At 69.4% G+C, this 17924-nt stretch carries 14 protein-coding genes and 1 tRNA gene; 5 read left to right on the top strand and 10 right to left on the bottom strand.

Annotation, left to right across the window (positions count from 1 at the left end; all coding sequences use genetic code 11):
• Window positions 1-17 precede the first annotated feature (17 nt).
• The 4 genes from AB0M56_RS04140 to AB0M56_RS04125 all read right to left on the bottom strand — a co-directional run bounded on the left by AB0M56_RS04140 (window position 18) and on the right by AB0M56_RS04125 (window position 7453).
• Window positions 18-461 (bottom strand): hypothetical protein, encoded by a 444-nt coding sequence (locus tag AB0M56_RS04140; protein WP_364170894.1) that lies wholly within the window; start codon window positions 459-461, stop codon window positions 18-20.
• Window positions 462-797: 336 nt separating this feature from the next.
• Complete coding sequence (locus tag AB0M56_RS04135) at window positions 798-5759, bottom strand: AAA family ATPase (RefSeq protein ID WP_364170893.1); 4962 nt, start codon at window positions 5757-5759, stop codon at window positions 798-800.
• Between the two features lie 194 nt (window positions 5760-5953).
• Entirely contained in the window at window positions 5954-6361 is a 408-nt protein-coding gene (locus AB0M56_RS04130; protein ID WP_364170891.1) for a hypothetical protein, read from the bottom strand.
• Between the two features lie 585 nt (window positions 6362-6946).
• Entirely contained in the window at window positions 6947-7453 is a 507-nt protein-coding gene (locus AB0M56_RS04125) for a hypothetical protein (protein WP_364170889.1), read from the bottom strand.
• A 311-nt stretch (window positions 7454-7764) separates the two neighbouring features.
• Here AB0M56_RS04125 and AB0M56_RS04120 point away from each other — a divergent pair, with 311 nt between their 5' ends.
• A complete protein-coding gene (locus tag AB0M56_RS04120; RefSeq protein WP_364170887.1) occupies window positions 7765-8178 on the top strand; it encodes a hypothetical protein in 414 nt (137 codons plus the stop codon).
• A gap of 646 nt (window positions 8179-8824) precedes the next feature.
• The gene (locus AB0M56_RS04115) at window positions 8825-9448 is read left to right on the top strand and encodes a hypothetical protein (RefSeq protein WP_364170885.1); all 624 of its coding nucleotides are present in this window, start codon (window positions 8825-8827) and stop codon (window positions 9446-9448) included.
• 312 nt (window positions 9449-9760) lie between these two features.
• Here the strand turns inward: AB0M56_RS04115 and AB0M56_RS04110 are convergent.
• Both AB0M56_RS04110 and AB0M56_RS04105 read right to left on the bottom strand, forming a co-directional pair.
• Window positions 9761-9834 (bottom strand) — tRNA-Pro (locus AB0M56_RS04110).
• A 151-nt stretch (window positions 9835-9985) separates the two neighbouring features.
• On the bottom strand, window positions 9986-11161 hold the full coding sequence (locus tag AB0M56_RS04105; RefSeq protein WP_364170883.1) for an alginate lyase family protein: 1176 nt from the start codon (window positions 11159-11161) through the stop codon (window positions 9986-9988).
• Between the two features lie 208 nt (window positions 11162-11369).
• Between AB0M56_RS04105 and AB0M56_RS04100 the strand changes: the two genes are divergently transcribed.
• Both AB0M56_RS04100 and AB0M56_RS04095 read left to right on the top strand, forming a co-directional pair.
• On the top strand, window positions 11370-11942 hold the full coding sequence (locus AB0M56_RS04100) for an RNA polymerase sigma factor (protein ID WP_364170881.1): 573 nt from the start codon (window positions 11370-11372) through the stop codon (window positions 11940-11942).
• Window positions 11935-12804 (top strand): CU044_5270 family protein, encoded by an 870-nt coding sequence (locus AB0M56_RS04095; protein ID WP_364170879.1) that lies wholly within the window; start codon window positions 11935-11937, stop codon window positions 12802-12804. The genes AB0M56_RS04100 and AB0M56_RS04095 overlap by 8 nt, the downstream gene beginning before the upstream one ends.
• A gap of 4 nt (window positions 12805-12808) precedes the next feature.
• Here AB0M56_RS04095 and AB0M56_RS04090 read toward each other — a convergent pair whose 3' ends face one another.
• Window positions 12809-13579, bottom strand: a complete 771-nt coding sequence (locus AB0M56_RS04090) for an enoyl-CoA hydratase/isomerase family protein (protein WP_364170877.1) — start codon at window positions 13577-13579, stop codon at window positions 12809-12811.
• Entirely contained in the window at window positions 13576-14487 is a 912-nt protein-coding gene (locus AB0M56_RS04085) for a PaaX family transcriptional regulator C-terminal domain-containing protein (RefSeq protein WP_364170875.1), read from the bottom strand. The genes AB0M56_RS04090 and AB0M56_RS04085 overlap by 4 nt, the downstream gene beginning before the upstream one ends.
• Before the next feature lie 132 nt (window positions 14488-14619).
• Here AB0M56_RS04085 and AB0M56_RS04080 point away from each other — a divergent pair, with 132 nt between their 5' ends.
• Entirely contained in the window at window positions 14620-16257 is a 1638-nt protein-coding gene (locus tag AB0M56_RS04080; RefSeq protein ID WP_364170873.1) for an ABC-F family ATP-binding cassette domain-containing protein, read from the top strand.
• 160 nt (window positions 16258-16417) lie between these two features.
• Here the strand turns inward: AB0M56_RS04080 and AB0M56_RS04075 are convergent, their stop codons facing one another.
• Window positions 16418-16846 carry a PPOX class F420-dependent oxidoreductase gene (locus tag AB0M56_RS04075; protein ID WP_364170871.1) on the bottom strand — a complete coding sequence of 143 codons (429 nt, stop codon included), beginning with the start codon at window positions 16844-16846 and terminating at the stop codon, window positions 16418-16420.
• 122 nt (window positions 16847-16968) lie between these two features.
• Window positions 16969-17916: a methionyl-tRNA formyltransferase gene (locus tag AB0M56_RS04070; protein WP_364170870.1), complete on the bottom strand. Its 948-nt coding sequence runs from the start codon at window positions 17914-17916 to the stop codon at window positions 16969-16971.
• Window positions 17917-17924 lie beyond the last annotated feature (8 nt).

Genomic DNA, 17924 nt, shown 5'->3' with positions numbered 1-17924 from the left:
GTCCGTGGCACCAGCAGCTAATCCGGGTGCCTTGCGGCCAGCAACGGAGGTTCACCGCCCGTTCTCACGAGTGGACGACGCTGGCGACCACAACCGTGCGCGTGCACGTCGTCGACCGTCACCTGCGGCGTACCGCAGATGAGCAGCATCTGCGGCCCCCGCCACAACGCGACGACCGCGGTGGCGGTGTCCTCGGGCCGGCTGATCGCGGCGTCCTTCCGCAGCGCGTCCGCAACGACGTCGATCCACCGGTCGCGCATCTGCGCAAGGAACTCCGGGTGCCGGCCCGGCACGCCTGCGGCCATCCCGAACCGCGCGAAGAACAGCTGCAGGTGGGGCAGCCGGGCCGGGTCCGCGATGTGCCGCCACGCCGCGTTGACCCGCTCGGCCGGCGGCCCCGCGGCAGTGAGCAGCTCGCCCAGGCGGTCGAGCGGCGAAGTGCCACCGAGGATCTCGTCCACACCGTGTACCCCAGCGCGCGCAGCAGGTCGCCGGCCAGACAGGGTAGTAGGCAAGAGGGGTTGCTCGCCCTCCAAAAGCTGCCGAACTTGCTCTTCGGACTCCGATAACTGCCCAATGGTGAGCTCTTTGGGCTCTTCGTAGACGTTGTAGAGCGCATCGGGCGAGATGGAGCAGAAGTAGTCGGCAGTTATCTCCCTGAAGATGGTTCCCGTTGATCTTGTTCGCCGTTTCGCGGCTCTTGGCGCGGCTGTCGAAAATCGAATCAGTGATTTCGCCGCCGCAGTTCAGTGACTATCGGCACGGTCAGGATCGCTAGTGTCCGCGCCCGGTACATGTCAGCCCAGGTCATGGTTCGACGGTGCCCTGGTTGGTCGGGGTGATCTCTGGTCCGGTCCCGCGAGGGGAAGGTTCACGTGCAGGGTGGTGCCCGCGCCGGGTGGGCTTTGGAGGTGGAGTCGGCCGCCGATGGCTTCGGCGCGGTCTTTGAGGCCGAGCAGCCCGGTGCCTTGGGTGAGGTCGGCGCCACCGACGCCGTCGTCGCGAACCGTGATGCGCAGGATGCCGGTGGGTGGGTCGGGATCGATGGTGACGGTGACCGAGGACGCGCGTGCGTGTTTGGCCGCGTTGGTAAGCGCTTCGGCGATGATGAAGTAGGCGCTGACTTCGATGGGTTCGGGTAGGGGTGGCAGCGGGTGCAGGTCGAGCTCGACCGGGATCGGTGAGCGGCGGGCGAGAGCGCGGACGGCCGGTGCGAGTCCGCCGGTGGCCCGGATGCCGGGGTGGAGGCCATGGGCGATTTCACGTAGCTCGTCCAGCACACCGGTGGTTTCGGTGGCGAGGTTGTCGAGTTCGGTGGTGAGGGGGCCGGCGTCGGGTGGCATTTCGGCTTGGATCGCGCGCACGCGCAGGGTGAGGGCGACCAGGCGTTGCTGGGCGCCGTCGTGCAGGTCGCGTTCGACGCGTTGGCGTGCTTGGTCGGCGGCGGTGACGATGCGGGCTCGGGAGGCGGTGAGCTGGGCGTAGAGCTGGGCGTTGTCAAGCGAGACGGCGAGTTGGCCGGCGATGAGTTTGACGGCGTCGAGCCGGTCGGTGGTGAACGCGCCGCGGATCAGGCGGTTTTCCAGCAGCAGCGCGGCTCGTAGGGTGGCGCGGCTGAGGATGGGTACGGCCAGTAGCGAGCAGCCGGGGAGGTCGGTGAAGCACGGGTCGCGGGCGAAGCGTTCATCGTGGGTGACGTCGTCGACCACCAGTGGTGTTTCGGTCCGGCGGAGGTAGCGCAGCACCGACATCGGCACCGCGCGGTCGTCACCAGGGGTGCCCGTGGGTTCGGGCAGCAACCAGTTCTGCAGTTCGTCGCTCCACAGCAGCAGGCGGACGCCGGTGGCCCCGGTCATCGCGCTGAGCACCTCGACGACTCGCGTGTGCAGGCGCTCGATGCTGGTCTCGGAACTCAGTGCCTGGGACGCGGAGAGAATGCCGAGCAGGTCGAGGGTGCCCGTGGTAACCGCGCCGGGTTGGTTCAGCAGCTCGCCGGGCTGGTTCACGGCCGGTCCGAGGCTCGCCTCGAAGTGTCGTCGCAGGGTGGGGTAGGCCCAGTCGAGTTGGGTGACCTTGGCGCTCGCGCCCCAGGCGGCGTAGTGCCGACGGGCCTGGGCGAGCAGTTCGCGACCGGCGTGGTCCAGGCCGCGGGCCAAGTGGAAGCGTGCGGCGCGCTCGGTGATCAACGCACGGTGCCAGGGCCGGGAGCGGCGGGAGACCTCGCTGCGGGCCGCGTCGAACGCCAGCTCGGCGGCCTGCACATCACCCGCCGCCCAGGCCCGCTCGGCCTCCACCCACCGCAGCAGGTGCAGGAAGTTGTCCGGGGCGTCCGCGGCGCGGGCCGCCAGCCAGCTTGTCACCTCGTCGAGGTCGGACAGCAGCGCGGCGCGTTCGTCGCCGTCGGCCGCGCGGGCCCGCTCGGCGAGGGCCAGCCCGTGCAGCGCGCGGACCACGGCGGCGGGGTAGAAGCCGGCGACAACCGGGAGCAGCCGCATTCCCGCCGCACTCTCTCGGACCAGACCGGCCAGATCCCCCGAGACGGCGGCGGCGATCGCGCGGGCGAGATACGCGTGGAGAAGCGCGAGCGGGTTGTCGGTGAACCGGTCGAGGGTGATCGGGTCGGCAGGGCTCTCGCCGCAGAGCACGTCGGCCAGCCAACGGTAGGTCTCGAGTACCTGTCCGGTCTGCTCGTTGCCGGTCCGGTGGACGAAGTTCAGCCCACCGTCGACCTCGGTGAGGAGGCTTTCCAGCGAGGGGGCGCAGTCCGCCAGGGACCGCACTGTCAAGAGGTAGGTGTAGCTGGCGTTCGTCAGATCGCCCCCGGCGATCAGCCCCTCCCGGGCCCGCTGGGCTTCGTGGACTGCGTTCTCGATCGGCTCCAGCCAGCAACTGAGGAGGGCGGACCTGTGGCGCGCCCGCGAAGTGCCGGGCTCGGCGCCGCGGGCCTCGGCCCACGCCAGGAGCCGCCGTGCCGCCCGGTATCCGCCGACGTAGTCGCCGCGCTGCGCGACGGCGCAGTAGGCAGCGGCGCCGGCGGGTCCGAGCAAGGCGGGGCAGGGGCCGTGCTCGATCCAGATCCGCAAGCCTTCCAGTCCGACCCACGCGACCGAGGCGTAATCGGCGGCGAAGTAGGCCGCCAGGAAAGCCGCGTCCAGCACGTGGGACGCAGCCAGGAGCACGGAGTCGGTGAGGTCCGGCCGGGCCAGGTCGTCGGCGGGTTCGCTGTGCTCCAGCCAGTGGTGCAGGAGGGCGAACCGCCGGTCGATTTCGGTGGGGAGCCGCTCCGCCGACGGGACGACGAGCCCGTACTCTCGCAGCGACTGCAGGCTCAGGCGGATCGCCTCCCCGAACCGGCCCTGGTGGCTGAGGCTGCGCACGTGGATCGCGGTCGGGCCCGCGCGGTCCAGCGTGCTCGGGCAGACCCGTTCGATCTCCCGGTACTCCTCGTCGGCCTCCACCAGGCGGCCCAAACTGAACAGCGCTGCCTGCCGGGCCGTGCGCAGCTCGAGCGCCAAGGCGGTCTCCGCGGGGTCGACCACCTGCAACGCGGCCACCAGGAGCGCGTTCACCAGCGTGTGATCGCCGATCAGCGCAGCCTGACCGGCCGCGCGCTGCAGCAGCTCGGTCACCTCTCGCCGCTCCGCGAGGTCCTCGACCGCGTCGAGCACCGGCAGGTACTGCTCGGCGGCGACCGCGAACAGGCCGGGTGCTCCTGCCAGCCGTCGTGCCATGGCCAGTTGCAAGGCGCTTCGCCGCCGGCGACTGAGCCCGCGCAGGATGGCGTCGCGGATGCGGTCGTGGCGGAACCGCACGGCGCCGCGTTCCAGCAGGAGGAGACCCTCATCGGTTGGCGGGGTCAGGCGCTGTGCCACCACGTTCGCCGGCTCGCCGGTGGCGGTCTGCAGCACCTCTGTCTCGACTTGCCCACCCAGGCAGGCGATCGCCTCCACCAGCTGCCGCGAAGGCGGCGGCAGGGCCCGGATCCGCGACGTCAGCAGGTGGCCGCCCTCCGCCGGGCCCAGGTGGGCGCGCACCGCTGCGGGGTCCCATTGCCATCCCGCGGAGGTCGCGGTGAGGACGGCGTGGTGAGCCAGCGCGGTGAGCAGCTGCACGGTTTCGAAGGGGTTGCCGCGCGTGCTTGGCGCGATCACCTCGACCAGGCCCGCCGCCGCGGCTGCGTCGGCGTGCAGCATTTCGGCGACCAGGGCGATCAGGCTTGAGGTGGGCAGGTTCTCCAGCTGCAGGTACCGCACGCCGGGCCGGTCGCGTGATCGCGACAGCGTCGGTGGCTGTGCCGTTTCCTCATCGTTGCCTCGGTGCACGCCCATCAGCAGCAGGCCGGGGATCGGGTCGGTGTCGAGCAGGAGATCGACGAAGCCGAGCGGGCCGGGGCCGGCCCATTGCAGGTCGTCGAGGAACAGCAGCACCGGCCGGTCCGCGGAGGCGATCGAGCGCAGAAGCTGGACGCTGTTGTGCTGCGCGCGCACTTGTGCGGTGAGCGGGTCGCCGGGGTCGGGCGGCACGGCCAGAAGCGCGGCGAATTCCGGCACGATCGCGGTGAGCAGGCCCGCGTTCGGGCCGATCGCGGCGGTGATCCGATGCCGGAGCTGGGCCAGCTCGCTCTCCGGCTGGGCCAGCAGCAGCCGACCCAGCGCGCGGAACGCCTGGAACACCCCGTCGAATTCCAGGTCGCGCCGGTATTGGTCGAACTTGCCGGCCAGGAACCAGCCACCTCGGCTGGTGACCGCCGGGCGTAGCTCGTGGACCAGCGCCGTTTTGCCGACTCCGGCCGCGCCGCCGATCAGCACTCCCCGGCACTGGCCCGCCAGCGCGTCCTCGAACGCCGCCTGCAACGCGGTCACCTCGGTATCGCGCCCCACCAGCCGGGCCGGGGCGACGGGCCGGCGCGGGAAGTCGTGGTGCCCGATCCGGATCGGTTCCGTGGCTCGCCCGGCCGAGGCGTCGCGCAACCGTTCCAGGTCCTCGATGACACCCTCCGCGGTCTGGTAGCGGTTGTCCGGCTCCTTTTCCAGCAGGTGCAGGATGATCTCGGACAGCGGCGAGGGCAGGGCCGGGTTCACCTCGACCGGGGGTGCAGGCACCCGGGCCAGGTGGTCGTGGACCAGGCGCAGCGGGTCCCCAGAGCCGAACGGCGGCGCGCCCGTCGCCAGTTCGTAGAGCGTGGTCCCCAAGGCGTAGAGGTCGCTGCGTTGATCGACCGGACGGCCGGTCCGCCCGGTTTGCTCGGGCGCGAGGTAGGCCAGTGTTCCGACGATGTCGCTGCGGCCGGGGGAGGGGGGAGGGGGGTCGGTGAGGGAGGTGGCCAGCGCGAAGTCGAGCAGGCACGGAGTGCCGTCGGGGGAGAGCACGATGTTCGCGGGGGTGATGTCGCGGTGCAACACCCCGCGCCGGTGCATCGCCGCCACGGCTCGGGCCACCCCGAGCCCGACCCCGAGCAGGACGTCGACGGGAAGTGGCTCCGCCCGTCCGGCCAGGCTTCGGCCGCCCGCGTCCGCCAGCACGATCGACCCCGCATAGCGTGGCGCGTCCAGCAGCTGTGCGACATTCGGAATCCCGCGAAGCCGTTCCAGCATCGCGCGCTCGTGCCGCAGCCGCTTGGGTGCGTCCGGGCCCAGCGGCTGCTTGCACACCACGGTCCGCTTCCCGAGGGACACTCGGCAGACGCGCGTGCGCCCGGTCTCGCTCAGCACGGCAACCTGGGCGGACGAACCGCGCCCCGGCAGCCCACCAGTGTCCATCCGACACCTCCACGACCCACCGCGACTCCTGCCTACACCTGTTCCAGCGGGATTACGACCCCTCGTACGAAGGTGAATCAATTTCTTGTTCGTCGCTCTTTCCGAGTTCGCCATTCCGCCGTATCCCGGATGCCGGACGGAACCAAACTTCGGTAACGAGCTCACCCAGCGTGAAACTCCGAGGGTTTCGGAAATCAAGCGCGTCTTGACAGGTCCGTAAACGAAGCCGGTTCCGTGAGCCCCGACGAGGACGCGCGGTGGTACATGCCGTGGCGGGTACCCATTGGCGGCTCTCGCGCGAGTGGCGGCACGAGCTCGGCGCGCGCATCGACGCCCATAACGAGCACATTGCCGTCGAGGACGCGCACCGCGACGTCACCGGCGAGCACGACCTCACCGAAGTGGCCAAGCAGCAGGCCGCGGACCTGGCGGCACTGCACCAGTGTGACGAGGTCGCAACCTTGCTTCAGCCAGCCCGGCCGCCTCGTCAGCCAGTACGGCACCGGACGACGCTGGAGTAGCTTCGCCGCTGCCGGCGACTCCTCCAGGATCGTTTCCTTGATCGCCGACTCGAACCGCTGCGTGACCGGGGTGTCCGCCATGTGCCACTTCCCAGTGGCCGGTCGCACCGACGCGGTCGCCAACCAACCCAGCGGCACGTCTGCTCTACACCGAAGCGTGCCCATGACGGCGGGATCTTGTCGAAATCGCTGCCCGTCAGCTCCGATGCTGTCGATGGCGACACCAGGCACTGACAAAGAACTGTTACCGAGCAGGGGATATGTGGGCCGAAAGCGTGATTCCGTGTGGGCCGGAGAGGCGAAAAGAAAATGATATGTCCTCGCCGGACTGGCAGGTCTCCAGGATGGTCGAGAAGAGCAGGACGGTTGCGTTCGTGTGTGCCTGTCGTCCATCCCGTCGACCTCCACAAGGGCTATCAGGTCTGTCAAGGGGACCGCAGGCACGCTCACAACAGGTGGAAGGTGCCCCCTTGACAGACCTGATCGGGCTGGCGCCAGGTCGACGGGATGGACGAAGAGCCCCACTTATACGTGGTTGAGAAGCGGCTGGTGCCGAGGGTGCGGGGCAGCGGCTTTGGTCATTACCTGGCGCGCAACAAAGGAAGACGAGTAGTATGCGGGAACCCCGACACCTCTCGTCGAGGCGTGAATTCCCCGGAGCGTCGTTCACATCCACTCTCGCGACGCCAGCAGGGTCGCCAGATCTGGAAGGATTTCTTCGACGATGCCGCGGTACGGGGGATATTGCAGATTGATGAAAACGTACTGCTCGAGCGCGTACTGTGTGGCGTCTCGATCAGGGTGTTCGGCGTGATAAGCCTCCCAGACAACCATCAGCTGGGCCGCGACCCGATCTCTGGTGTGAGGGTAGGCTTCCAGCGTTGGCTCCATCACGGGGTACCACAGGGCGTCCGGGGCGATGCTGCCGACCAGCATCATGAGCTCGCGGCCCGCGTCCATCGCGTCTTCGACCTCTCGAGCGATGTGCTCGGCCAGGATCGGGCGGGTCTCGGGCAGGCGCATCCACATGAGGTCGCCGAGCATGCCCAGGCTCCATGGCATCGGCACGTCAGCATCACCGTGTTCGGGAAACGCTGCGTCCACCGGACTGTCCCGGCGGGCCTGGAAGGAGCGCCCGCCTGGCAGTTCCACACGTCGCCATGTATCGTTCATGCTGGCATCTTATCGGAGTCACTCGCGCCGATCAGGCACACGCTACATTTGTGGAATGTTCCGACGTGGGGGATAGTCATCTTCGCCATCTTGTATGTATGTGCCTTCATATTCGCCATAACGAAACTTGTTCAACGACGTGGGGAAGAATGTTGGCATGAGACTTCTTGGCAGCCTTCCAAAACTTCGATACCGAACATCGAAAGGTTGTCGGTGTAGGATGAACGGGGCCGCTCTGCGAGCGCGGATCGTGTTGCGTTGTGCCGTGGCGAATCGATCTTCGACACCATGAATTAAAAGGACATGACTCAATGTGGAACGACACCATCGAACTTGCCCGGGAGTATTCGCGGCAGGCTGAACACGTAGACCCCTCTGAAACCTGGACGCCACAGGATTGGGACCGCGCTTCCGATGCGCTTCTTAGGTTGGTGAAGGCTGAAACCCCCGCATACCGCCTCGGTGAGGTATTGCGTTACGACGTCGGGCTCAGTCTCCCAGTGAATGTGGTCAAGACGACATACGAAAGACTCTTCGCGCTCGGGGTCAAGGATGTGCGCTCCAGGCTCTGTTATGCCCGGTACCTCCTGATGCACGGTCCCGATTGGGACCAAGAGGCCCGGGAAATCCTCGGCCAGCTCGAGGAGCCGGCGCGACAAGCTGGTGTCTGGAATGCTGACTTTCTGGGACATCACCCAGTCTTCTATGAAGACACGCCCAGGTAGGGGTTGCCTTGGAGGCGAGCGACGTGGAGCACTCCCTGACCGACATGCGACAGGGTGGGCGATCGGGCAGCGAACTGAGGCAGCGGTACCTCCACGCTGATCTCGCCTCGATCCCGGGATGCCTCGACCTGCTGGCGTGGACGATCAGCAGGCCGTGGAGCATGACGTACTGGGGGACTCCCGGTGACAGGGCTGTGCGCTCTCAGCAGCGGTGACCTCGTCGTCGCCGGCGGTGCGGGGGATCTGGCGCTCGTCTCCGTGCGCACTGACGCCGCGAATGCGGAAGCGTTGAACGGTGGTGCGATGCGAGACGCCGTCATAGCTTTTGTGGACGCCACGTCCGAGGTTCCCGACGATGGCGTTTTGTGGGACCAGCTCGTCACGACCGACGGAACCCGCGCGTGGGCGGCAGACGACCTAGCAACCGTGACCACTGCAACCACGACCGACCCGACCTGGCTACAACTCCAAGCCATCCTCAACACCCGCCACCAACGCGATGCGCAGCCGGGGGCGCGTTCCCCCCACAGCGCGACATCACCGCCTGCAATCACGCTAGGCGATGCACATCAGATGGCGGAAGTCTGTCGCACATCACCGGTCGGATCACAGGTTTCATGCCAGAGACCCAGCAAGAGAGCGTCTGATGGACAGCTATGACCGCCGCCGGTTCCACACCTTCGGCTTCGAACCGAACTACACGGTCGAGGTGGACCCGCCGTTCCCGCCTGACGGGACCTGGGATTGCCCGATCGTCGAGGTGGACACCGACGGCCGGGCGCACCCGCGCGCGGTGTTCGAATCTCGGACGGCCTTGATCGCGCGAGTCGAGCCCGCGGAGGGGCCAGCGTGGCTCGGTATGTTCGCCAACGGCGGGCTCGGTCAAGTCGATGAGACCTTCGCCTGCCCCGGGCCCGGGCAGCTGTGTGTGGTCGCGGAAGGGATGGCCTACCTCATCCGCGTCGATTCGCCGATCGACGGTGCCGTCATCGTCCAGGACCAGGTGCAACACGTAGTCGCCGACGAGGAACACCAGCTTCTGCTGCTGGCCAATGACCTCGACTTGGTAGCAGTCGGCGTCAATGGCCTGGCATGGCAATCGCCTCGGCTGGCTCTCGACGGCCTCAGCATCACGGGCGCGGACTCCGAGGGCATCCACTGCCACGCGTGGCTTGGTGATCACGATGGATCCACCGAACTCGTCACGGTCGATCCCCGTACGGGGCAGGTGGCAGCCGGTCCAGTGCTTCCCGATCAGCTGCGGTACTGACCGCCCAACAGTGGATCAGGTCAGAAGCGGTAAAGTCTACGGTGTGCAACCCGTGCGTCGCGCGGCTGTGCGGGCACAGCGGGATGGCGGTGACTGGGCAGGTCTGCAGGCGCCAGATTCGGCCGGTGATGGTTGAGGCTGCGACGGCGATGGACGGCATCGTGGGCAGAAGGGTCCGGGCACCGTAGTCAGGCACTTAGTCAGGCATGTCCCCAAATGGTCCCCAGCGGGGATCATGACCGCGATGACCCATGAACGCAAAAGGGACGCTTGAGCTGCGGTTTTACCGCTCAAGCGTCCCTTTTGTCCCGGTCGGGCTGACAGGATTCGAACCTGCGACCCCTTGACCCCCAGTCAAGTGCGCTACCAAACTGCGCCACAGCCCGGACCCGTGCTCCTCGGAGGTGCTCCGTGAAGCGCGATGTGAGTACTGTAGCGGGTCGCGATCGGGGGGTTGCAGGGAGGTCCATATTTGCGGCCTGAGCAGCGGAAACCCCGGCCACAGAGGGTGAACCCCGGGGCGTCGACCACCCAACCTCAGTTCGGGTTCTCAGCGTGCGTCAACGTCTGCCAGGCGACGAACAGGTTGTTCGTCCCCGCCGGGCGTTGGCGTTCCGTCAGGGCTTGGGTGTTGGTCATGGCGATGCCGAGGCGCCCATGCAGCGCGTTGTAACCCACCTCCGTCACCGGGCCCAGGCCGAGGTTCAACGAGCCGCCGCAGAGGTTCGAGGGGACTGCGGCGCCGAGTTCGTACTTGGATTGGAAGCCGAGGGCCTGGCGGAGGCGTTCGCCGATGTCGGTGCCGTAGAGGTCTTGGCCCTGGATGCGCGAGGTTTCGGCGACGTCGGCGATGGAGGCGATGCCGTAGCCCGTGTGGACGAAGTCGCGGCAGGTTTCCTGGGTGAGGCCGGTGGTGAAGGTGGACTGTTTCTGCCAGTAGTTGACGATTTGGTCGCGGGTGGACAGTCCGCTGCCGGGCACCGTTTTCGGGAGGGCGCCGTCCGAAGACAGATACACGTACGCCGCGACGCGGTTGCGGTAGCGGGTCATGGCGGAGTCGTAGCTGGACTTGTCGTCGAGGAACACGGAGATGCCGACGGCGGCCTCGGTCATGACGAGCTCCCAGTTGCCGTTGCTGTTGGAGCCGGCCAGGAGCTTGGGCAGGTAGACGTTGCGCAGCATCGTCGCGAAGCGGCCGGCGTTGGGCCAGCTCGTGTAGGTCGACTTGATGAGCTCCGCGGCGCGCGACCACGACGCGCCGGCCCAGCCCGTCTGCAGGGGTGCGTTGCTGTTGGTGTGGCTGGTGATCGTCGCGGACCACGCGTCCATCAACGCGATGGCCTTCTGTGCGTAGCGCGCGTCCTGCGTGATGTACCAGGCCAGGGCGTCGGTGTAGGCGGCGATGGCGTCTTCGCGTTCGTCGGTGCAGCCGTTGTTCGGGTTGGAGTACGAGCCGCACTCCACGACGGCGCGGGGTTTCGCCGTGCGCGTGAGCGAGGCGTACTTACTGCCCATCATCTGGTCGTACGCGCTCTTCCACGGCTGCGCGCCGGCGTTCACGTTGGCGCGCACGAAGTCCAGCTGCGGACGGCTCACGAGCACGCCCGGGTGGGTGAACGTGGCCGGAGCGGCGGAGACCGGTGCCGCCAGCAGTCCCAGAGCAACGGGGATCGTCGCGACCAGCGACGCGAGTTTTCGGGCCCGAAAGGACATGGCTCTCCTCGGTGAGGGGGAAGGGAGGTCGTCGTCGATCTCGATCACCGGTGAGCGCTGCGCACCAGTGTCATGGTCCAGACCACCTCACGTCAAGCAGGAACGTGGACATAATTCGCATTCGAAAAACGTGTTCAGCCCGCTGAATGAACTCGAATGGCGGCTTCTGCGGATAACCCGTGACACTGCATCCGAGAAGGGGTGATCGATGGACGACGCGGGGGTGATCGGCCGGTCCGTGGCCGAGCCCGACCTGTTCGCCGCCATCTTCGACCGGCACGCACCGCACATCCACCGCTACCTCGCGCGGCGGCTGGGCCGGGACGTGGCCGACGACGCGCTGGCGGACACGTTCCTGGTCGCGTTCGGCAAACGGGCTCACTACGACGGCACCCGGTCCGACGCGCGGCCGTGGCTCTACGGCATCGCGACCAACATCGTGAGCCGCCACCGCCGCGACGAGGTGCGCCAGTACCGCCTGCTGCGCGCAGTCGGCCCGCAGGCCGCGGTCGACGGGCACGCCGACCGCGTGGCCGTGCAGGTCAGTGCCCAGGCCCGCGGGCCGGAACTCGGCGCGGCGCTGGCGGCCCTCAACGCCAAAGACCGCGACGTCGTGCTGCTCATCGCCGCCGAGCAGCTCTCCTACGAGGAGGTCGCCCAGGCGCTGGGAATACCCGTCGGGCCCGTGCGGTCCCGGCTCAACCGCGCCCGCCGCCAGTTGCGCGCCGCCCTCGGCGGTGCCGAACACCCCGACGTGAAGGAGGTTCCGTCCCATGGATGAGCTGCGGCTGGTCCGCGACCGCGCGGCCGACGTCCCGCTGCCCGACCTGGCCGAGCTGGGCGCCGCCCGCGCCCGGCTGCTCTCGGCTGCCGCGAGCGAACCTCGCCGCAAGACCGGGAAACGCCTTCGGCGGGCCGGTGCCGCGACGCTGGGGCTCGCGGCGGCCATCACCGCCGTAGTCTCGTTCGCGCCCACCGGAGACGGACCGCTGACCCCTCCGCAAGCGGCCGCCGACCCCGTGCGCGTGCTGCACGGCGCCGCGGCCGAGGCCCTGAAGCTGCCCGACACGCCGCCGCGGCCTGACCAGTTCGTGTACGTCAAAACGCAGTACGCCTACAGCGACCGCGAAGCCTGGATCTCCGCCGACGGCAAGCACGACGGTTACGTCAAGCAGGACGGCCAGGCCTTCCCCTTGCCGGCCTGCGTCGACGGCGAGTACCGCGTCGAGGGCGCCAACAACCCGGCCGCCAACGGCACGGAAGAACCGTGCGTCGTGGTGCCGGCGTACCGGACCGACCTGCCGACCACCACCGCCGCGATGATCGGCTACCTGAACAAGAACCACAGCGGCGACGCCGGCGACGTGAACGCGATGGGCAAGGACGTGCAGATGCTCGTCGGCGAGACCTACCTGCCGCCGCAGACGAAGGCCGCCCTGTTCGACGCCGCCGCCAAGGTGCCCGGGCTGCAGGCCGTGGACCACGTGACCGACGCGGCGGGCCGCCCGGGCGTCGGCATCACCTGGCCCGGCAACGGCGTGACCCTGGTCTTCGACGCGAAGACCTTCACCTACCTCGGCACCACGCAGGGCGCCGTGGTCGGCTACGGAATCGTCGACCACGTGGGGCAGCTGCCGCGCTGAGGCCTCAGCGGCCGGTGAAGCTCGCCTTGCCGGGCCCTTCGGTGAGGAACGACTTCACCGCGCCGCGCAGGTCGTCGGTGTCGAACAGCTCGGCGGCGATCGCGGTGACGTGGGCGTTGGCCTCAGGCACACCACCGTGCTCGAAGTGCGCCAGCACACGTTTGGTGGCCGCGTGCGCCCGGGTGGGGCCTTCGGCCAGCCCGCGCGCGAAGGAGCGCGCCGCGGCGTCGAAGCCCTCGTCGGGCAGCACGCGGTTCACCACGTTCCAGCGTTCGAGCGTCTCGGCCGAGTAGGTGTCGCCGGTGAACACGAACTCCTTGGCGCGGGCCACTCCCGCGCGGGCGGCGAGGCGCTGGGTGCCGCCCATCGTCGGCGTCAGGCCCACCACCTTCTCCACGAGCCCGAACTTGGCCCGCGAAGCGGCCAGCAGCAGGTCGCACGCCACGGCGACCTCGAACGCCCACGTGAGGCACAGGCCGTGCGCGGCGAACACCGTGGGGAACGGCAGCGCGGCGATGCGGTCGGGCACTGTGAGCAGCTCGTCGAAGAACACCTTCGCCTCGGCCGGCGAGCCCTGCGCGTCGAACAGCGCGACGTCCACGCCACCGCTGACGACGCGGCCCTCGGCCCGGATGAGCAACGCCCGCGCCGGCTGGGCTTCCAGGGCGGCGACGGCTTCGAGCAAGTCGCGTTGCAGCGAAGCGGTGTAGAGGTTGAGCGGCGGCGCGTCGATCGTCAGCACCGCCAGGCCGTCTTCGCGGTCGAGCCGGGTCACGCGTTCTCCTCGTTGTCCAGCAGCTTGTCCCAGTACGCCTGGGCCGCGGGCCGCCATTCCACGTGCTTTCGGTGGAACAGCTCGCTCGCCTTGCGCCCGCTCCACTCGGCGGGCAGCAGCTCGGCCGGCAGCCGCGGGTCGAGGAACGGGAAGCGCCGCCATTCGTGCACCAGCTCGGTCTGCGCGCGCAGGACGGCCGGGTCGCCCGTGGGGCGCAGGCCGGTGAAGCGGTCGATGAAGTCCTCGTAGCTGTCGGTCAGCTCCGAGAGGTCCCACGACCGCTCGACCATGCTCTCCTGCTCGCCGACCTCGCCGTATGCGGCCGTGAACGACATCGCCTGGGCGTCGAGCTGCAGCTCCGCAACGATCTGCTGCGCTTCGTGCTGCCGGCCCGGGTCCGGGCTCACCCACACGCCGGCGACGGGCGAGCCGAACCCGGCCCACGTCAGGCGCGTGCGCAGCCGGTGGCGCAGGTCCCGTTTGGCCTCGGGCACCGACACGATCAGCATCAGCCAGCGGCCCTCCCACGCGACGGCCTCGCGCCCGAACGCGTAGATCCGCTCCGCGCCTTCGGTGAGCAGCCGACGGCCGGGCGGCGTGAGCGACCAGCGCACGCGCCGGCCGACGCGTTCGGACACCAGCCAGCCCTCGGCGGCCGAGCGCGCGAGTGCCTGGCGCGCCGACTTCTCCTCGATGTCCAGTATCCCCAGCGCCTCGACGAGCATGGACGTCCACACGGGACGGTCGCGGGGCAGCACGTACTCGCCCAGCACGGTCATCAACAGGGACCGGGCACTCGCGTGGCTGACCTCGCGGCGCCTGCTGACCGTCGGCCGCGGCGCCGCCGAGCGGGGTTCCCGCTGCTTCGTGCGCTGGCCGAGCGTGACCGACGTGGCGGGTTCCGCCATCGCTTTCACCGACCTCACTGCTCCGTGGTACGTAACCCGCCCAGGCTACCCACGTTCAGTGACCGAGACGACACTCGACACACTGGGAGCGCGTCGGCGGCGCGGAGCGGCACCCGTAGAATCAGCCGGGAAATGAGCGCAACACTCGTCGCGAAGGGCCTGGCCTCCGGCCACGGCGACCGCATCCTGTTCTCCGGCCTCGACCTGGTCGTCGCTCCCGGCGACGTCGTCGGGCTGGTCGGCGTCAACGGCGCCGGCAAGTCCACGCTGCTGCGCACCCTCGCGGGCCTGCAGCCGCCCGAGTCGGGGGGGATCCGGCTGAACCCGCCGACGGCCACCGTCGGTCACCTCCCGCAGGAGCCGGAGCGGCGGCCGGGGGAGTCGGTGCGGCAGTTCCTCGCGCGGCGCACCGGGGTCGCCGAAGCGCAGCGTGAACTCGACGCCGCCACCGAAGCGTTGACCGAGGGTGTCGCCGGCGCCGACGACACGTACGGGACGGCCCTCGACCGTTGGCTCGCCCTCGGCGGCGCCGACCTCGACGACCGCGCGGGCGAGGTCGCCGCGGAGCTGGGGCTGGCCGTGGACCTCGACCAGCCGATGGTCTCGCTGTCGGGCGGGCAGGCCGCGCGCGCCGGGCTCGCGTCGCTGCTGCTGAGCCGGTACGACATCTTCCTGCTCGACGAGCCCACCAACGACCTCGACCTCAACGGCCTCACCCGTCTCGAGCGGTTCGTCACCGGCCTGCGCGCCGGCACGGTGCTCGTGAGCCACGACCGCGAGTTCCTCGCCCGCACCGTGGACCGCGTGGTGGAGCTGGATCTCGCGCAGCAGCAGGTGAACACGTTCGGCGGCGGCTACGAGTCCTATTTGGAGGAACGCGCCGTCGCGCGCCGCCACGCGCGCGAGGACTACGAGGAGTACGCCACCACTCGCTCCGCGCTGGAGGCGCGCGGGCAGATGCAGCGCTCGTGGATGGAGAAGGGCGTCAAGAACGCGCGGCGCAAGCAGACCGACAACGACAAGGTCGGCCGTAAGTTCCGCAGCGAGGCCACGGAGAAGCAGGCGTCGAAGGCGCGCCAGACCGAGCGCATGATCGAGCGCCTGGAGGTCGTGGACGAGCCGCGCAAGGAGTGGGAGCTGCGCATGGAGATCGCGGCGGCCCCGCGTGCCGGCGCGGTCGTCGCTACGCTGCGGGGTGCCGTCGTGCACCGCGGCCCCTTCACGCTCGGTCCCGTCGACCTCCAGGTGGACTGGGCGGACAAGGTCGCCATCACGGGCGCCAACGGCGCGGGCAAGTCCACGCTGCTGGCCGCCCTGCTCGGCCGGCTGCCGCTCGATGAGGGCAGCGCGGCGCTCGGCCCCGGCGTCGTCGTCGGCGAGGTCGACCAGGCGCGCCGGCTGTTCCTCGACGACGTCCCGCTGGCCGACGCGTTCGCGCGCGAGGTCCCGGAACTGCCCGACGCCGAGGTCCGCACGCTGCTCGCGAAGTTCGGCCTCAAAGCCGCGCACGTGCTGCGCCCCGCGGCCACGCTCTCGCCGGGCGAGCGCACGCGCGCCGCTCTCGCGTTGCTGCAGGCGCGCGGGGTGAACCTGCTCGTGCTCGACGAGCCCACCAACCACCTCGACCTGCCCGCGATCGAACAGCTCGAGTCCGCTTTGGACCGTTACCCCGGCACACTGCTGCTCGTGACCCACGACCGCCGCATGCTCGACGCCGTCTCGGTCACGCGGCGTTTCGAAGTGGTGGACGGGAAAGTCACCGAGTCCTGACGCGTCAGCCGGCCACGGCGTAGGGCGGAAGGCTTGTCAGGTCGCGCGAAACACCGCGGCGGCGAGTGAAGCCCGTTCTGCCCTCGCGAGCCGTGTCCGGCGCGGCGGCGGATCGGCCGCGCGCGAGCGTGCCGCGCGACGTTCCGGGGATCGAGACGCGTCAGCCGGCCACGGCGTCGACCCCCGTGGTGTGCGACGGGTGGACCACCACGAGGACCTTGCCCGGCGAGGTGGCGTAGCCGACGAACTGGTCCACTCCTTCGGCGGGCAGGTAGCGGCGCGCGATGAGTTCCGAACCGCTGCGCACACGTGCGGGGTCGGTGACGATCTCGGCCGTCCCGTTCACCGAGACGAAGCTGTAGGGCGGCACGTCGTCGTGCACCGTGAGCGCGACCTCGGCCGACGCGGCGATCGCGCGGCCTTTCACGCTGTCCTGGGTGATGTTGACCAGCAGGTCGTCGCCGTCGGCGGCGAACCAGACGGGGACGGCGTGCGGGCGGCCGTCGGCACGGACGGTGACGAAGATGGCGCTGCGGCTGCCTTCGATGAGGAAAGTGCGGGCGCGTTCGGCGGACATCGGGGTGGCCATCTCGGGTTCCTCCAGTGGTCGGGCCCGGCGCGCTCACGCCGGGTCACGGTTGCGGCCACGGTAACCCGGCGCACCGACAAACCCGGCTCACCCGGCAGTTTCAGCCGATCGCCAAAACGCGCTCACGGCCGGTCGGTGAGGTACCCGCCCATCGTCGTGAAGTAGTCGGCCGCCGCCAGCTCCGTGCCGTCCTCCGTGCGCACGCGTTCCGCCAGCAGGCCGGGGGAGTGACCGCGCCGCGCCGCGGGACCGGCGACGATCACCACGCCGTCGCCCTCCTTGATGAAGATGCGGCCCGGCGTGCCGCCGTAATGCCCGGCCGACACCGACGCCCGCACGATCCGCAGCCGCGCCCCGCGGTGGTAGGCGAACGCGTTGGGGTACGGGTCGGACTGCGCCCGCACCAGCCGTTCGATGTCCGAAGCGGGCCACGTCCAGTCGATCAGACTGTCCCGTGGCGCGCGTTTGTGGAAGAAGCTCGCCTTCGACCGGTCCTGGGCGATCGGCACCGCGGTGCCGGTCTCGATGAGCGAGAGAGCCTCCGCGACGATCGGCTCGATGAGATCCACTGTGCGGTGGAACAGATCCGTGGTCGTGTCCTTCGGGCCGACCGGCACCGCGCGCTGCACCACGATGTCGCCGGCGTCGAGCTCCGCGTTCATCATGTGGGCGGTCACGCCGACCTCGGGTTCGCCGTTGACCAGCGCCCAGACCAGCGGCGAGAACCCGGCGTACGCGGGCAGCAGCGAGTCGTGGACGTTGAGCGTGCCGTGCGGCGGCAGGTCGAAGATCTCCGGCGGCAGCCAGGTCCGCCAGTTGTTCGCGACGATCAGCTCCGGCTCCGCGGCCTTAAGCTCCGCCAGCAGCTCCGGGTCGTCGGGGCGGTTGCGCAGCAGGGCGCGGATTCCGTGGGCCTCGGCGAGCTCGGCCACCGAATCGTCCCAGATCTTCTCGTACGCGTGGTCGCTCTTGGGGTGCGTGACCACGAGGACGACCTCGTGACCAGCGTCGATGAGGGCCCGCAAGGTGCGGTGCCCCCAGGTCTGGTAGCCGAACATGGCCACGCGCATCGGCGAAT

Origin of the sequence: Amycolatopsis sp. NPDC051372, assembly GCF_040682095.1 — a bacterium.
Taxonomy (GTDB): domain Bacteria; phylum Actinomycetota; class Actinomycetes; order Mycobacteriales; family Pseudonocardiaceae; genus Amycolatopsis.
This window is presented reverse-complemented; position numbering and strand designations above follow the sequence as displayed.

Coding starts and splice junctions, on each gene's coding strand:
- AB0M56_RS04130 (WP_364170891.1), bottom strand. CDS start 6,361: ATGGCGGACACCCCGGTCACGCAGCGGTTCGAGTCGGCGATCAAGGAA.
- AB0M56_RS04135 (WP_364170893.1), bottom strand. CDS start 5,759: ATGGACACTGGTGGGCTGCCGGGGCGCGGTTCGTCCGCCCAGGTTGCC.
- AB0M56_RS04120 (WP_364170887.1), top strand. CDS start 7,765: ATGTGGAACGACACCATCGAACTTGCCCGGGAGTATTCGCGGCAGGCT.
- AB0M56_RS04125 (WP_364170889.1), bottom strand. CDS start 7,453: ATGAACGATACATGGCGACGTGTGGAACTGCCAGGCGGGCGCTCCTTC.
- AB0M56_RS04085 (WP_364170875.1), bottom strand. CDS start 14,487: ATGGCGGAACCCGCCACGTCGGTCACGCTCGGCCAGCGCACGAAGCAG.
- AB0M56_RS04115 (WP_364170885.1), top strand. CDS start 8,825: ATGGACAGCTATGACCGCCGCCGGTTCCACACCTTCGGCTTCGAACCG.
- AB0M56_RS04080 (WP_364170873.1), top strand. CDS start 14,620: ATGAGCGCAACACTCGTCGCGAAGGGCCTGGCCTCCGGCCACGGCGAC.
- AB0M56_RS04070 (WP_364170870.1), bottom strand. CDS start 17,916: ATGCGCGTGGCCATGTTCGGCTACCAGACCTGGGGGCACCGCACCTTG.
- AB0M56_RS04075 (WP_364170871.1), bottom strand. CDS start 16,846: ATGGCCACCCCGATGTCCGCCGAACGCGCCCGCACTTTCCTCATCGAA.
- AB0M56_RS04105 (WP_364170883.1), bottom strand. CDS start 11,161: ATGTCCTTTCGGGCCCGAAAACTCGCGTCGCTGGTCGCGACGATCCCC.
- AB0M56_RS04100 (WP_364170881.1), top strand. CDS start 11,370: ATGGACGACGCGGGGGTGATCGGCCGGTCCGTGGCCGAGCCCGACCTG.
- AB0M56_RS04095 (WP_364170879.1), top strand. CDS start 11,935: ATGGATGAGCTGCGGCTGGTCCGCGACCGCGCGGCCGACGTCCCGCTG.